The organism is Roseateles sp. (genome assembly GCF_036486225.1).
In the GTDB taxonomy this organism is placed as follows: domain Bacteria; phylum Pseudomonadota; class Gammaproteobacteria; order Burkholderiales; family Burkholderiaceae_C; genus Roseateles.
The window spans coordinates 1-15257 of record NZ_DASVNZ010000053.1 but is presented as its reverse complement, the minus strand read 5'-3'; the positions used below and the strand labels follow the sequence as shown (position 1 = coordinate 15257).

16 protein-coding genes are annotated in these 15257 nt (G+C 67.3%); 13 read left to right on the top strand and 3 right to left on the bottom strand.

Going from position 1 to position 15257, the window contains the following annotated elements; genetic code table 11:
- Window positions 1–13 precede the first annotated feature (13 nt).
- Genes VF536_RS04245 through VF536_RS04225 form a run of 5 tightly spaced genes read left to right on the top strand, consistent with a single transcriptional unit; the run spans window position 14 to window position 5041 of the window.
- Window positions 14–823, top strand: coding sequence for a MetQ/NlpA family ABC transporter substrate-binding protein (locus VF536_RS04245; protein WP_331613548.1), 810 nt, complete (start codon window positions 14–16; stop codon window positions 821–823).
- Window positions 820–2355 carry an LLM class flavin-dependent oxidoreductase gene (locus VF536_RS04240; RefSeq protein ID WP_331613547.1) on the top strand — a complete coding sequence of 512 codons (1536 nt, stop codon included), beginning with the start codon at window positions 820–822 and terminating at the stop codon, window positions 2353–2355. The genes VF536_RS04245 and VF536_RS04240 overlap by 4 nt, the downstream gene beginning before the upstream one ends.
- Complete coding sequence (locus VF536_RS04235) at window positions 2352–3371, top strand: aliphatic sulfonate ABC transporter substrate-binding protein (protein ID WP_331613546.1); 1020 nt, start codon at window positions 2352–2354, stop codon at window positions 3369–3371. The genes VF536_RS04240 and VF536_RS04235 overlap by 4 nt, the downstream gene beginning before the upstream one ends.
- A gap of 33 nt (window positions 3372–3404) precedes the next feature.
- Window positions 3405–4319, top strand: a complete 915-nt coding sequence (locus VF536_RS04230; protein WP_331613545.1) for an ABC transporter permease — start codon at window positions 3405–3407, stop codon at window positions 4317–4319.
- Window positions 4316–5041 (top strand): ABC transporter ATP-binding protein, encoded by a 726-nt coding sequence (locus VF536_RS04225; protein WP_331613544.1) that lies wholly within the window; start codon window positions 4316–4318, stop codon window positions 5039–5041. Before VF536_RS04230 ends, VF536_RS04225 begins: the two co-directional genes overlap by 4 nt.
- Window positions 5042–5093: 52 nt before the next feature.
- Here VF536_RS04225 and VF536_RS04220 read toward each other — a convergent pair whose 3' ends face one another.
- Window positions 5094–5726 (bottom strand): LysE family translocator, encoded by a 633-nt coding sequence (locus VF536_RS04220; RefSeq protein ID WP_331613543.1) that lies wholly within the window; start codon window positions 5724–5726, stop codon window positions 5094–5096.
- A gap of 148 nt (window positions 5727–5874) precedes the next feature.
- Between VF536_RS04220 and VF536_RS04215 the strand changes: the two genes are divergently transcribed.
- Both VF536_RS04215 and VF536_RS04210 read left to right on the top strand, forming a co-directional pair.
- Window positions 5875–6366, top strand: a complete 492-nt coding sequence (locus VF536_RS04215; protein ID WP_331613542.1) for an Lrp/AsnC family transcriptional regulator — start codon at window positions 5875–5877, stop codon at window positions 6364–6366.
- 159 nt (window positions 6367–6525) lie between these two features.
- Window positions 6526–7050 (top strand): hypothetical protein, encoded by a 525-nt coding sequence (locus VF536_RS04210; protein WP_331613541.1) that lies wholly within the window; start codon window positions 6526–6528, stop codon window positions 7048–7050.
- A 226-nt stretch (window positions 7051–7276) separates the two neighbouring features.
- On the opposite strand, the gene VF536_RS04205 is transcribed toward VF536_RS04210, so the two are convergent.
- Both VF536_RS04205 and VF536_RS04200 read right to left on the bottom strand, forming a co-directional pair.
- On the bottom strand, window positions 7277–8245 hold the full coding sequence (locus tag VF536_RS04205) for a DUF2971 domain-containing protein (protein ID WP_331613539.1): 969 nt from the start codon (window positions 8243–8245) through the stop codon (window positions 7277–7279).
- Window positions 8246–8904: 659 nt separating this feature from the next.
- Complete coding sequence (locus VF536_RS04200; protein WP_331613538.1) at window positions 8905–10230, bottom strand: outer membrane protein transport protein; 1326 nt, start codon at window positions 10228–10230, stop codon at window positions 8905–8907.
- Window positions 10231–10353: 123 nt separating this feature from the next.
- On the opposite strand from VF536_RS04200, the gene VF536_RS04195 reads away from it, so the two are divergent.
- The 6 genes from VF536_RS04195 to VF536_RS04170 form a co-directional block, all read left to right on the top strand.
- Window positions 10354–10956 (top strand): helix-turn-helix domain-containing protein, encoded by a 603-nt coding sequence (locus VF536_RS04195; protein ID WP_331613537.1) that lies wholly within the window; start codon window positions 10354–10356, stop codon window positions 10954–10956.
- 91 nt (window positions 10957–11047) lie between these two features.
- Entirely contained in the window at window positions 11048–11671 is a 624-nt protein-coding gene (ssuE, locus tag VF536_RS04190; protein WP_331613536.1) for an NADPH-dependent FMN reductase, read from the top strand.
- Between the two features lie 69 nt (window positions 11672–11740).
- Complete coding sequence (locus VF536_RS04185; protein WP_331613535.1) at window positions 11741–12724, top strand: sulfonate ABC transporter substrate-binding protein; 984 nt, start codon at window positions 11741–11743, stop codon at window positions 12722–12724.
- A 52-nt stretch (window positions 12725–12776) separates the two neighbouring features.
- A complete protein-coding gene (gene ssuD / locus VF536_RS04180) occupies window positions 12777–13958 on the top strand; it encodes an FMNH2-dependent alkanesulfonate monooxygenase (protein WP_331613534.1) in 1182 nt (393 codons plus the stop codon).
- A 1-nt stretch (window position 13959) separates the two neighbouring features.
- Window positions 13960–14796, top strand: coding sequence for an aliphatic sulfonate ABC transporter permease SsuC (gene ssuC / locus VF536_RS04175; protein WP_331613532.1), 837 nt, complete (start codon window positions 13960–13962; stop codon window positions 14794–14796).
- A 25-nt stretch (window positions 14797–14821) separates the two neighbouring features.
- Window positions 14822–15257 (top strand): ATP-binding cassette domain-containing protein (locus tag VF536_RS04170; RefSeq protein ID WP_331613531.1); only part of this gene is annotated, 436 nt, incomplete at its 3' end.

Below are 15257 nucleotides of genomic sequence, written 5' to 3'. Positions count from 1 at the left end.
CAAGGACTTCCCGATGACCTTCTCCCGCCGCACCGTGCTGGCCCTCGCGCTCACCGCCTCCGCACTTTCCGCGCCCGTCGTCCAGGCGCAGGACAAGAAGGAGATCACCATCGGCGCGACCGCCGGTTCCAACATCGAGGTGTTGCGCCAGGGCATCAAGCCGTTGCTGGAGAAGCGCGGCTACACCGTCAAGCTGGTCGAGTTCAACGACTACGTGCAGCCCAACATCGCGCTGGCGCAGGGCGCGCTGGACGCCAACTTCTTCCAGCACATCACCTACCTGAACCGCTTCCGCGAGGACCGCAAGCTGGACATCGTGGATGTGGTGCAAGGACCGATGGCGCCGTTCGGGATCTACTCGAAGAAGCGCAAGAGCCTGGCCGACGTGAAACCGGGCGACCGCATCACGCTGGCCAACGATCCGGCCAATCTGGCGCACGGCCTCGCGCTGCTGGCCGACCAGAAGCTGCTGACGCTCAAGCCCGGCGCCGATCCGATCCGCGTGACGGAGAAGGACATCGCCGCCAACCCGCTCAACCTGAAGCTGCAGCCCATCGAGGCGGCGCAGATCCCGCGCACGCTGGACGACGCGGAGTATGCGATCGTCAACGGCAACTTCGCGATCTCCAGCGGGCTGAAGCTGACCGACGCGCTGCTGCTGGAGAAGACGCCTGACCACTACATGCTGGTGCTGGCGGTGAAAGGCAAGGACAAGCAGGCGCCGTGGACCCTGGCGCTGGCGGACGCCTTCCGCGCGCCCGAGTTCAAGTCGGTGCTGGTGCAGAAGTTCCCCGGCTACGCGCGGCCGGCGTTCCTGCAATGAGCGGCAAGGAGCCGAAGCCCGACGCGGGCGGGGCGGTCAAGCCTGTGCGATTCAACGCCTTCGCGATGAACACGGTCGGGCACCAGTCGCCGGGGCTGTGGACACATCCGCGCGACGAGTCGCATCGCTATACCGAGCCCGAGTACTGGATCGAGCTGGCGCGGCTGCTGGAGCGCGGCGGCTTCGACAGCGTGTTCCTGGCCGACGTGCTGGGCGTCTACGACGTGCACGGCGGCTCGCCTGACGCGGCGCTGCGGCACGCGGTGCAGGTGCCGCTCAACGATCCGCTGGCGCTGGTGCCGCTGATGGCATCGGTGACGAAGCATCTCGGCTTCGGCGTGACGGTGGCGCTGACGTATGAGCCGCCGTACAGCTTCGCGCGGCGCATCTCGACGCTGGACCACCTGACGCGCGGACGCATCGGCTGGAACATCGTCACCGGCTACCTCGACAGCGCGGCGCGCAACCTCGGGCAGACCGGGCAGCGCGCGCACGACGAGCGCTACGACCTGGCCGACGAGTACCTGGACGTCGTCTACAAGCTGTGGGAACTCAGCTGGGAGGATGGCGCGGTCCAGCGCGACAAGGCCGGCCGCGTGTTCACCGACCCGGCGAAGGTCCATGCGATCAACCATCGCGGCGAGCACTACCGCGTGCCCGGCGTGCATCTGTGCGAGCCGTCGCCGCAGCGCACGCCGGTGCTGTTCCAGGCCGGCACCTCAAGCCGCGGCCGCGCGTTCGCGGGCCGCCATGCCGAGTGCGTCTTCGTCAGCGGTCCCAGCACGTCCGTGGTGAAGGGTTACGTGAACGGCCTGCGCGATGCGGTGGCCGAGTCGGGCCGCGCGCGCGACGACGTGCTGATCTACGGCCAGGCGCTGATCATCACCGCGCCGACCAGCGCCGAGGCGCATGCGAAGCATGCGGACCTGAAGTCCCACATCGACATCGAGGCCGCGCTGGCCTTGCTGTCGGGCTGGACCGGCGTCGACTTCAGCCGTTATCCGCTGGATGCGACCATCGATTACCTCGACACGCAGGCAGGCCGCACGGCGCTGGCCTCGTTCAGCAGCGCCGATCCCACGCGGCGCTGGACGGTCGGCGAAGCGGCGGCGTTCATCGGCCTGGGCGGGCGAGGGCCCGTCTTTGTCGGCGATCCGGCGGAGATCGCCGATCAGCTCATCGCGTGGCAGGACGCCACTGGCCTGGACGGCTTCAACCTGGCCTTCGCGTTGGCGCACGAAACCTTTCGCGACGTCGTCGATCTCGTGGTGCCCGAACTGCGCCGACGCGGTCGTTATCGGCCGGAGGCGGGCGAGGGCGCCGATGTCGACACCACGACTAAGACCTTGCGCGCACGTCTGTTCGGCGAGGGCGACGGCCTCAAGTCGACGCATGCGGGACGTCGCGTCCGGCTTGACGACCCGAGCACCGACGCCGAAGCCGCCGACACCTCGTCTCCCGCAGCGACCGCCGACGGTCGCGCCCCCACGCTCACTTCCCTGGACATTCCCCTGACGGAGCCCGTCGCATGACCCGCAAGACCGATTCGAAGAACAACAACAACCCGACGCGTCGCGACGCCCTGGTGCTGGGCGCAGGCCTCGCCGCCGGACTGGCCGCCGGCCCCTTGCGGGCGCAGGGGGCGGCGGCGCCGAAGGAGCTGAAGCTCGACTACGCCTACTACTCGCCAACCAGCCTGGTGCTGCGCCGCTTCGGCTGGCTGGAGGAGGACCTGGCCAGGGACGGCACGTCGGTGCGCTGGGTGCTGAGCGCCGGCAGCAACCGCGCGCTGGAGTACCTCAACGCCGGCAGCATCGACATCGGCTCCACGGCCGGCCTCGCCGCGCTGCTGGCGCGCGCGAACGGCAATCCGATCCGCGCGCCCTACATCTTCTCGCGCCCGGAGTGGACGGCGCTGGTCGTGCGTCCGGACTCCGGCATCCGCTCGCTGGCCGACCTGAAGGGCAGGAAGATCGCGGCGACCAAGGGCACCGATCCCTACCTCTTCCTGCTGCGTGCGCTGCACACCGTGGGCCTGAAGCGCGGCGACATCGAACATGTCGCGCTCCAGCATGCCGACGGGCGCGCGGCGCTGGAGCAGGGCCGCGTCGACGCGTGGGCCGGGCTCGATCCGCTGATGGCGGCGAGCGAGCTCGACGCAGGCTCGAAGCTGCTGTACCGCAACGTCGGCTTCAACACCTACGGTTTCCTGAATGTGCGCGAGGAATTCCTGAACCGCAACCCGCAGACGGTGAAGCGCGTGATCGCGGCCTACGAGCGGGCGCGCGCCTGGACGATCGCCAACCCGTCGGACGCCGCGAAGATCCTGTCCGAGGAGGCCAAGGTCAGCCTGCCGGTGGCCCTGCTGCAGGTGAAGCTGCGCAGCGATTTCACGCATCCGCAGCCGTCGGACGAGCATGTGAAGGCGCTGCAGGCGGCGGCGCCCATCCTGGCCGCGGAGCAGCTGGTGAAGCCCGGCGTGGACCTGAACCGCACGATCGCGGAGCTGGTCGACACGCGCTTCGCCAACGGCCTGATCAAGGCCTGACCCCGCTGCGATGCAATGACAGAGACCAGAGCCATGAGCGCCGATCCTGACCTGATCGCCCGCGCTGTCTCGTCGCTCGGGCCGGTCCTGCCGGAGCAGCCGGCGACGACGGTCCGCAGACCATCGGGCGGCCGAGCGGACCGGCAGACGACGGGCGGCGCGACGAGAGCACAGTCCGCGCGGCAATGGCCGATGTGGCTGCTCGGCGCGTTGCCGCCGATCGCGGTGCTGGCGTTGGCGGAAGCCGCGGTGCGATCCGGATGGATCGCGCCGAATCTGCTGCCGGCGCCGAGCGACGTCGCCGCGGCGCTGGCGCAGATGCTGCGCGACGGACAACTGACGCAGCATGTCCTCGCGAGCACCTTGCGCGTGGCAGGCGGCTTCGCGCTCGGCGCGGTGCTGGCGGTGCTGTTTGGCGCGCTGGTCGGCCTGTCCGGCTTGGCGGCGGCGGTGCTCACGCCGAGCTTCCAGGCGCTGCGCGCCATTCCCTCGCTCGCGTGGGTCCCACTGCTGCTGCTCTGGCTCGGCATCGACGAGGCCTCCAAGATCGCGCTGATCGCGATCGGCGCCTTCTTTCCCGTCTACATGGGCGTGTCCTCGGGCTTCCGCGACGTGGACCGCAAGTTGGTGGAGGTCGCGCGGCTGCGCGGGCTGGGCCGTGTGGCGCTCGCGCGCCGCGTGCTGCTGCCCGCCGCGCTGCCGGCGCTGCTCACCGGCCTGCGCAACGGATTGAGCCTGGCGTGGATGTTCATGGTCGCGGCCGAGTTGATCGCCGCAAGCCGCGGCCTGGGCTACCTGCTGACCGACGGCCGCGAGACCGGCCGCGCGGACCTGGTGATGGCGGCGATCGTCCTGCTGGCCCTGCTGGGAAAACTGACCGACAGCCTGATGGCCGCGGTGGAACAACGCGCGCTGCACTGGCGCGACAGCTTCGGAGGCCACGCATGAGCCTGTTGACCGTGTCCGTGCGCGCCAAGCGCTTCGCCCGCGACCTGCCCATCCTGCAGGACGTCCACTTCGACCTGAAGGCGGGCGAGGTCCTCGGCCTTGTCGGCGCGAGCGGCTGCGGCAAGAGCACGCTGCTGCGCATCGCCGCCGGACTGGATCCGGACTTCGACGGCGAGGTACGGCTCGACGGCCGCGCGCGCCGCGGGCCGGACCGCGACATCGGCGTCGTGTTCCAGGAGCCGCGGCTGTTCCCGTGGCTGACGGTGGCCGAGAACGTCGGCTTCGACCTCGGCCAGGGCCATGACGAGGCATGGGTGAACACGCTGCTGCGCGAGGTCGGCCTGGGCGAACTCGGCGAGGCCTTGCCGCGCCAGCTGTCCGGCGGACAAGCGCAGCGTGCGGCGATCGCGCGGGCGCTCTACACGCGGCCGCGCGTGCTGCTGCTCGACGAGCCGTTCTCCGCGCTGGACGCCTTCACGCGCATGCGGCTGCAGGACCTCGTGCGCGAGGTCGCGGCAAGACATGGCACCAGCCTGATCCTGGTCACGCACGACGTGGAGGAGGCCGTGCTGCTCGCCGATCGCGTGCTGGTGCTCGGCGCCGCGCCCGGTCGCATCGTGCGGCGCATCGACGTGCCGCTGGTGCATCCGCGCGGCCGCGGCAGCGCGGCGGTGGCCGACCTGCGCGGCGAGGTGCTGAGAGAACTCGAACGCCTCTCCTGAGGCGGCGCTTCTACGGCAGATTCTCTACGGCCGCACGTTCAAGGACGCATGCTTACGGCCTTGCCACGAGCGCCAGCCGCGCGCCAAAGCCGATGAGCATCGCGGCGAAGGTCCAGCGCTGCAGCGTCTCCGCGAAGGGGCGCCGCTGCATCCACTGCCGCATGGCGCCGCCCGCGAGGGCGTACAGGATGTCGAAGGCCAGCCCCAGCGCCACCAGCACGATGCCCAGCAGCAGGAACTGCGCCCCGACGTGTCCGGCCCCGGCGTCCACGAACTGCGGCAGCAGCACCGAGCAGAACAGCAGCGCCTTGGGATTGGTGATGTTGGTCAGCAGGCCGCGCCACATCGCCGCGCGATAGGCGGTGGACGTCGAGCCCGCGCCGGCCGAATCCATGTCCGGCGCGAGGCTGGACGCCCGTGCGAGCTTGAGCCCGAGCCACACCAGGTAGACCACGCCGATGATCCGCACGACTTCGAAGGCCCAGGGCACCGTCTTGAGCAGCGCCGCCAGACCGACGGCGGCGAGCGTGACGTGGGCGGCGCGCGCGATGCCTAGGCCGATCGCGGTCGCCAGCGCTTTCCGGCGGCCCTGCGTGCTCGCGGTCTGCAGCACCAGGACCATGTCCGGGCCGGGGACCAGGTAAACCGCGACCAGCGCGCCGATGAAAACTCCGAGATTCGCCATGACTCTCAGCCGGCGGACCGGCTCGCCGTGAAGTTGAGCAACACCTGGCACTTTATCGATGCCCGGTCGTGGATGCATTGCGAAGTGCGTCGTCGATCTCGATCGGATTGGCATACTCTGCTTTGAAAATATCCATAAAAGTGATTTCATGCCAATGTTGAAACTCGACAACCTGGATCGGCGGATCCTCGCCGCGCTCCAGCGGGACGCCCGCCTGACCAACGTGCAGCTGGCGGAGGAGGTGGGTCTGTCCCCGTCGCCCTGCCTGCGCCGCGTGCGCCTGCTCGAGGAGGCGGGCGTCATCCGCGGCTATCACGCCAACCTGGACCGGGCCGGCGTCGGGCTGGGCCTGACGGTGTTCGTCGGCGTGCGGGTGGAGCGTCACCAGGACGTGACCTCGACGGCCTTCCGCGAGGCCGTCGCGCAGTTGCCGGAGGTGGTCTCCTGCCACCTGGTCTCGGGCGAATCCGACTTCCTGCTGCAGGTCGTGGTGACCGACCTGCCGGCCTACGAGCAGTTCCTGCTGGGCGTGCTGCTCAAGCTGCCGGGCGTCAGCGACATCCGCAGCAACTTCGCGATCGCCACGGTCAAGGCGCAGACCGAGATGCCGCTGGGGCACCTGCCGCAGGCGACGCAGTGACCGGCGGCGGGCCTGTCCGCCGACACTAAAAGGTGAATCGCGCACGTGACTGCTGCCAAGGCCAGTTGGGCCTCAACCTCTTGAGTCGTCTCTACGACTTTGATCTGTGACGCCTGGTTGGTACGCTTGGTGCACTCGGAACTCAGAGCACAGATCGCCATGTCAACAGCAGAACCTCCCATCCAGCGCTACTGGAAGATGAGCGAGGCCAACTCCCTCAACGGATATTGGTTCGACGTGCTTGGTTGGATAGCCTACAACTTTGCCCAACTGGAGGGTGCAAGCTATCTGCTCATCGAGTCTCTTGAACAAGTGCCTGCAGTCAGAGATGTCTGCCTGAGCCTCGGTTACGCACATCGATCAAAAGTTGCAGCAGGCCTTGTGGTCGCGCATGTAGCAGCCGATGCAGCATTGGCCTCCGATTGGGCCTCGTTCTGGCCGCGCGCTATTGCGGCAGCACCAATACGGAACAAGGTGCTGCATAACCCGCTAACAAAGGACTTGCTCGCCGGTGAGCAGATGGAAGTAGACGATGGTGTGAGGCTCAGAGACACCAACCGAACCATCTTGAAATTGGGGAGCGTTCAGGCCTACAACAGTCAACTTGTAGAGTTAAAAAAGGAGCTACAGGACCTGCTAAAACGCACTCCGCTGCCCGCGCCGCTTTCTGTCCAGTCCGCGTAGATTGCATAAGCGGGCTCCTAGGAGCCCGCTGGTTCTACTTCTTCTTCAGAAGCTTCTTCGATCCTCTTCATCATGTCGACGAATACGTCGAATCCCAACCAGGGCGTCTGTTTGAGCAGCCGTTGACTCGTGTTCAACGGCGGTCTCTCGTGAGATAAGGGCTGGGATACTGCCGGGTGTTGGTTGCAGCCAGCCGCATCCATATTTCCATGGAGCTTGAGTTCGATCAATCTTCGGTGGTCTCAGTGTTGCGCCCCTCGCGTGCCAACATCTCGCTCACCGGTATGAGCTTCACCAGCACCTGCTTCGCATCTACGTAACTCTCAGTGTGCTGGAAAGCCAACTGCATGAGTTCCACGTCCGGATAGTCTTGATGGAGCTTTGTCAGCACCTGGACGAACTCCGGGAAGTCCGTACGCATGAAGTAAACGCGTCTCAGGATCTGCTTCAAGATTGGAAGGGGGCCGGAGCGCGGCGCGATCAATCGAACCTCTTTCTCGTGGGCCCAATCGCTGTGCTTGATTGAGACCGCACGGCAAGTGTTCAGTGCGTTAAAGCGAAACAAGAAGAAGTCAGAACGCGTCTCTTCAAGAAGACGATCCATGGACCAATCTGGGTGCAGCTCTGCTTCCTCACGAAGCAGCTTGCCGAAGATGTCGGCTCGGTTATGCACTCTCGCCACTGACGAGTACAAGACGCCAGTTGGCATCAGCTGATACTGACCAAGCACTTCGTCGGTCCACTCGACCTCGAAGCAGAAGCCCTTGGAGTTGTCGCTGTAGTAGGCCCACATGGGCTGGTTGTACGGGGAGCCCGCAGTCGAATAAATTCCGACCCCTTGAGTTGCTTTGAGGAAGCTCTCGCTCTCCTGAGCATGCTCTTCTTCGTAGGCCGCCAGACTTTCAGCAGGCACTGTGTACCCGCCGGTTATGTCGCGCTGCTCAGCGACATCTCTGATCGATCGATCCATGCTGGCGATGTAGTCCGCCATGCTTGAATGATCGAACTTGGCTTCAAGACAATCGTTGAACTCTGACGGTGATGCGAAGTAGGCTGAGCCGTCGGTGAGGCTTCGCAACGCAGCCGGACCTGAGCGGTACTTGAAGCTGATCCGCTTCAAGTCCTTCGCATCTTCCGATAGCTTCGATTCCATATCGTCGGCCTTCCCTGGCTCCTGTGCTTCGATTGGAGTCACGACCCCACGTCACGTCAACAGTTGCTTCGGGCAAAGGCTCGCATGACTGCCAAGACGGCGTCGGGTCGCAGGAGGTGCCCCGGGACACTGATGCTCCACTGGAGGAAGCTAGGCTCCGAGCGCCCTGATACCACGGCGAAAAGGTGAATGAGGGATCGCGCTAAAGAAGTAGGGGAAGGTTGGCAATACGTTTAGAGCTTCGAAGGCAGAGCGCAGGTCGTGACACAAGACTAATGCTGTGTTTAACTTCAATGGCGACATCTCGAACTTGCCAAAAGAGACCGCGCAGATTATGGCGGGAGCATGCAATGACCCGGCAAAATCGGATCGTCTATTCGAAGCACGCGCGACACTGTTCCGCTGGCGGCTTGAGATTGAGCTTCGATTACTTGTCCCTGGACCTGGAGCCGCAGAAGTCCTCGCTAGCATTCAACTGCACTAGTTTTTGGGGCCAGGTCGAGCATCCGAACTCGACTTGAGAGGTAGATCCTCGACTGGCCTTTGCTCCGGTCATGTGCGGTGGCTCCAAAAAAACGCCCCGGACGTTGCCGTCCGAGGCGAATGGGTCGTGTGCCGAACGCACGACAACCCCTGGATCGTGATCCGCGCCGGCGCGAATCTGCGCGAAGGCCGCGGGCGGCGGCGCGCCTGGAAGCGGACTAGAAGCTGTATTGGGCCGACACCGCCAGGATGTCGCTGCCCACGTTGTAGGTGCCCTGCAGGGTGCTCGCGGAAGGGGACCTCAGGTTGACGCTGGTGTCCTTGATGAACAGATGCGTGTATCCCACGCTGTAGGCCAGCTGCTTGCTGGCGCGCCAGGTCGCGCCGAGCGACAGCCACCGGCGGCTGACGTCGGGCACGCGGACGTCGCGCACCGCGTCGGTGACCGGCGTCTGGTCGTAGGCGAAGCCGCCGCGCAAGGTCCAGGCGTCGTTCATCTGGTATTCCGTGCCCACCGAGTAGAACGAGGCGTTCCGATACCCGAAGTCCAGCGTCTGGTTGGGCAGGTTGGACGCGAAGTCCAGCACCACCTTGTCGAACTTGCTCCACGAGGTGCGCGAGTAATCGGCCATCACCGTCCATTGCGGGCTCAGCCGTTGGCTGATGCTGAGCGTCCACGACGCCGGCATCGTCAACTCGGTGTCCACCGTGGTGTTCACGAAAGTGTTGGGGGCCGCGACCGACAGCACCGCGTTCGCCGCGGCGGGAATGGTGAAGCGCGCGTCCACGCCCTTGGCCTTGTGCTTGACCTCGGAGCGGTAGGCCAGGCCCACCGTCGTGCCGTCGGCGGGACGCAGCAGCGCGCCCAAGGTGTAGCCGACCTCGGTGTTGTCGCCTTCGACGTCGAGGAAGCCGTCCGCGCTGGTCGGCAGGAATCCCGGCACCCGGGCGGCCGCCAGCTGCGCGCCGAAGTCGACGGCGTTGCGCAGCTTGACGTCCAGGCGCTCCGCAAACACGGAGACGCCCAGCGACAGGACGTCGTTGACCTTGTAGGCGCCCGACACGCCGGCGTCGATCACCTTCAGCGAGGTCTTGACGCCCTGGTAGCGGCCCACCCAGCCGTCGTCGTACTCGGTCTTGAAACCGAACGGGGCCGTCACGGAGAAGCCCAGATGGATCCGGTCCGTCACCGGCGCATGGAAGTAGAGCGAGGGAACCACCGCGGTCTGTCCCGCATCGCCGCCATTGCCGCCCGACAGCGGGCGGCCCAGCGCATCCCGGCCCGAGCCGTCGAACTTGGCCGAATAGTTCACCACCGCGGCATCCGCCTGGATGAGGCGCCCGTCCAGCAGCGTCATCGCGGCGGGGTTGTTCGCGATCACGGAGGCATCGCCGCCCTCGCTGATCGACCCGGCGAAGGCGCGCCCCTGTCCGGCGGCGCTCTGCTCCTTGAGCTTGAAGGCCGCGGCATGGCCGAGGCTGGCGCAGGCAAGACCTGCCACCAGCGCGAGCACCGAGCGGGCATGGACCTCGATCAACTTCATTCGTCTGTCTCCTGTTTTTGGCCTTCAATGATTATGTTTGTCATCCAAAAAGTCAACGTTTAAATGATGATCGGCATCTATGTATAGTGGGCTTCTCGCACGCATCCACAGGCACGGCGACAGATGAAAGTCAGCAAGGCACAGGCGCAGGCCAACCGGGAACACGTGGTCCGGACGGCGGCCAGCGTGTTTCGCGAGCGGGGTTACGACGGCGTCGGCGTCGTCGACCTGATGGCCGCGGCCGGCTTCACGCACGGCGGCTTCTACAAGCAGTTCCAGTCCAAGGCCGAGCTGATGGCGGAGTCGGCGGCCTGCGGCATCGAACAGACGGCGGCGTTGACGGCGGGCATGACGGCGGCGGACTTCGTCCGGTTCTATCTGTCGCGCGAGCACCGCGACACGCCGGGGATGGGATGCACCATGGCGGCGCTCGGCGGCGATGCGTCCCGCCAGCCCGAGGCCGTGCGCACCACCTTCGCCGACGGCGTCGAGCGCCTGCTGGCGGCGCTGAACCTCGAGGGCACCGTCCTGGAGAACGCGGACCCTGAAGAGAAGCGCATCCGGTGCCTGGGCATGTTCGCGCGGGCGGTCGGCGCGATCGTCATGTCACGCGCCTGCCCGGACGACTCGCCGCTGGCCGATGAGATCCTGAGCACCTGCCGCGATGAGATCCTGGCGTCGCTCGTTCCGGTGAGGAAGCCGTCGGCACCCGCGCGCAAGCGATAGCCGCAAATCAGCTAAGCATCGGCGATCTCCTTCGTTCGGGGAGGGAGGGGCGGTTCGCAGAATGAGGCGGTTCCTGCTTCATCCCCCCGCCATGACCGCCTCCGCCAACGCCTCGACCGCCGCTTCGAGCGCCGACCTTCCGGGCTCGCCCGTCCTGCTCATCGCCGCGAGCCCCAGCGCGAAGTCGCGCTCGGGCGCCTTGCTAGTCGCCGCCGCGGAGCGGCTTCAACACCACGGCCTGTCGACCCGCACGCTGCGGATCCGCGACCTGCCGGCGCAGCCGCTGCTGCACGCCGACTTCGAGGACGCGGAGATCCGCGCGGCGCTCGCCGCCGTCGCCCAGGCGCGCGTGGTCGTGCTCGCGACCCCTATCTACAAGGCCGCCTACAGCGGGCTGCTGAAGGTCTTCCTCGACCTGCTGCCGCAGGACGGCCTCGCGGGCAAGAGCGTCTGGACGCTGGCCACCGGCGGCAGCATGGCGCACCTGCTCGCGCTGGACTACGGCCTGCTGCCGGTGCTCTCCGCGCTCGGCGCGCGCTCGCATGTCGACGGCGTCTACGCCTGCGACGCGCAGATCGCCAAGGACGCCGCCGGCGAGTACCGCATCAACGACGACATCGCCCGCCGCCTGCTGGCCGGCGCGTCGCAGGTGCTGGACCGCGTGCCGGCGCCGCAGCCCGTCGAGCCGATCTCGCGTCCCGCGCTGGTGCTCTGAGCTGGGCTCCCGTTTCCCCGTTTCGCGCCCCTGATCCCTACTGACTTCTCTTTCTCCAGGACCAACACCATGACGTTCTTCCTCGACCGCCGCGGGGCCCTCGCATTCGTCGCCGCGCTGACGACCTCGCTCAGCCTCTTCTCCGGTGTTGCCAGCGCGCAGGCCCCTGCCAAGCCCGCCGAAGTCCGCATCGGCTTCCAGAAGTACGGCACGCTCACCGTGCTGAAGGCCAAGGGCGACCTGGACAAGCGCCTGAGCGCGCAGGGCATCGCCGTGAAGTGGACCGAGTTCCCCGCCGGCCCGCAGCTGCTGGAAGGCCTGAACGTCGGCTCCATCGATTTCGGCACCGTCGGCGAGGCGCCGCCGATCTTCGCGCAGGCCGCCGGCGCGGACCTGGTCTACGTCGCCAACCAGCCGCCCGCGCCGACCGCGGAAGCGCTGATCGTGCCGAAGGACTCGCCCATCAAGACGCTCGCCGACCTGAAGGGCAAGAAGGTCGTGCTGAACAAGGGCTCCAACGTCCACTACCTGCTGGTCAAGCTGCTGGAGAAGCAGGGCCTGAAGTACACCGACATCACCGTCGTCTACCTGCCGCCAGCCGACGCGCGCGCCGCCTTCGAGCGCGGCGCCGTCGATGCCTGGGTGATCTGGGATCCGTTCCTGGCCGCGGCGGAACGCCAGCTCGGCGCGCGCGTGGTGGCCGATGGCAAGGGCGTCGTCGCCAACCACCAGTTCTACCTGGCCGAGCGCGGCTACGCGGACAAGTACCCGCAGGTCGTGCAGGCGATCATCGAGGAACTCGCCAAGCTCGACCGCTGGTCCGAGAACAACAGCGCCGCCGTGGCCGCGCTGCTCGCGCCGCAGATCGGACTCGACCTCGCGACCACGGAAGTCGCCGCCGCGCGCTTCGCCTACGGCATCCAGCCGATCACGCCGGCCATCGCCGCCGAGCAGCAGAAGATCGCCGACGCCTTCCATGCGCTCAAGCTGATCCCCAAGCCGATCCGCATCGCCGACGCGCTGCCGAAGTCGATCACCACGGCCGCGAAGTAAGCGCCGCCAGCCCACCGCCGCGGCATCGCGGCGCCTCACACGAGCTTCCCCCATGAAGATCCTCTGGTTCATCCCCACCCACGGCGATTCGCGCTATCTCGGCACCTCCAAGGGCGCGCGCGTCGCGGACTTCGACTACTACCGCCAGATCGCGATCGCGGCCGACAGCCTCGGCTACGAAGGCGTGCTGCTGCCCACCGGCCGCAGCTGCGAGGACAGCTGGATCGTCGCGGCCAGTCTCATCGACGCGACGCGGCGGTTGAAGTTCCTGGTCGCGCTGCGGCCGGGGCTGGTGCAGCCGGTGCAATCGGCGCGCATGGCGGCGACGCTGGACCGCCTGTCCGGCGGCCGGCTGCTGGTCAACCTGGTCACGGGAGGCGATCCCGATGAACTCGCCGGCGACGGTCTGTTCCTGCCACACGAGGAGCGCTACGCGCTGTCGACCGAGTTCCTGACCGTGTGGCGCGACGTGCTGCGCGCCAGCCACGAGGGCGAGGCCATCGATTTCGACGGCGAGCAACTGCGCGTCAAGGGCGGCAAGCTGCTGTACCCGCCGATCAACAAGCCCTATCCGCCGGTGTTCTTCGGCGGATCGTCGGGACCGGCGATCGACCTCGCCGCGGAACAGGTCGACACCTACCTGACCTGGGGGGAGCCGCCCAAGGCCGTCGCCGAGAAGATCGGCGAAGTGCGCGCGGCCGCGGAAGCGAAGGGCCGCAAGCTCGAATACGGCATCCGCCTCCACGTCATCGTGCGCGAGACCGAAGAGGAGGCCTGGGCCGCCGCCGGCGACCTGGTCAAGCATCTGGATGACGAGGTGATCGCTTCGGCGCAGGCCAAGTTCGCCTCGATGGACTCGGTCGGACAACGCCGCATGGCGGAGCTGCACGGCGGTCGTTTCGACAAGAACGACATCCGCGCCGGCTTGGAGATCTCGCCCAACCTGTGGGCCGGCGTGGGCTTGGTGCGCGGCGGCGCGGGCACGGCGCTGGTCGGCAATCCGCAGCAGGTGGCCGACCGCATCCAGGAGTACGCGGCGCTGGGCCTCGAATACTTCGTGCTCAGCGGTTACCCGCATCTGGAAGAGGCCTACCGCTTCGCCGAGTTGGTGTTCCCGCTGCTGCCGCTGGACGTGCGCGAGAAGCTCAGCGCGCCCAAGCTGACCGGCCCCTTCGGCGAGATCGTCGCCAACAACTTCGTCCCCGGTCCGGCCAAGCTGGCCGCGGCGAGCTGAGATGAGCGCCGTCGCGATCAAGGCTCAGGCCCCGGCTCAGGCTCAGGCAACAAACCGGGCGACACCGGGCCGTGGCATCGGCGCGCTCAAGCGCCTGGTGCCCTGGCTCGTGCCGCTGACGGTGCTGGCGCTGTGGCAACTGAGCGCGCAGGCGGGCTGGCTCTCGACGCGCGTGCTGCCGGCGCCGTCGTCGGTGGCCAAGGCCGCATGGGAGCTGGCGCTGTCGGGCGAGCTGTGGCGGCACCTGGCCGTGAGCACCGGACGGGCCTTCATCGGTTTCACGATCGGCGGCGGGCTCGGGTTGCTGCTTGGTTTGCTGACTGGCTCGCAGCGCTGGGCCGAGACCGCGCTCGACACGACGCTGCAGATGCTGCGCAACATCCCGCCGCTGGCGCTGATCCCGCTGGTGATCCTGTGGTTCGGGATCGACGAGACGGCCAAGCTGTTCCTGGTCGCGCTGGGCGTGTTCTTCCCGGTCTACCTCAACACCTTCCACGGCATCCGCGGCGTGGACCGCGACCTGATCGAGATGGCGCGCTCCTACGGCCTGAGCGGCTGGTCGCTGTACCGCCAGGTGATCCTGCCGGGCGCGATCGCATCCATCCTGGTGGGGCTGCGTTTCTCGCTGGGCCTGATGTGGGTGCTGCTGATCGTGGCCGAGACGATCTCGGCGCAGAGCGGCATCGGCTACATGACGATGAATGCGCGCGAGTTCCTGCAGACGGACGTGGTGCTGGTCGGCATCCTGATCTACGCGCTGCTGGGCAAGCTGGCCGACGTCGCGGCGCAGGCGCTGGAGCGGGCCTGGCTGCGTTGGCATCCGGGGTATCAGACGTGACCGCAGACATGACGGGCAAGACATGATGAGCGTGACCGAGATCGACGTCCTGACCGAATGGCAGGACTCCCAGCCGGCGGCGCTGACGCCGGTGCGCCGGGTCGCCGTCGCGACGCCGCCCACCGGCGGGCAGCCGGTGTCGCTGGAGGGCCTGGGCAAAGCCTTCGGCGAGCGCCAGGTCTTGCACGGCATCGACCTGGACATCGCGCCCGGCGAGTTCGTCGCCATCATCGGCCGCAGCGGCTGCGGCAAGAGCACCTTGCTGCGCCTGCTCGCCGGACTGGAGACGCCGAGCGCCGGCACGCTCGAGGCGGGCGAATCGGAGGACACGCGTTTCATGTTCCAGGACGCGCGGCTGCTGCCGTGGGCGCGGGTGCTGGACAACGTGGCGCTAGGACTGGCGGGCGCCGACGCGCGCGAGCGCGCCCGTCGGGCGTTGGCGCAGGTGGGCCTGGCGGACC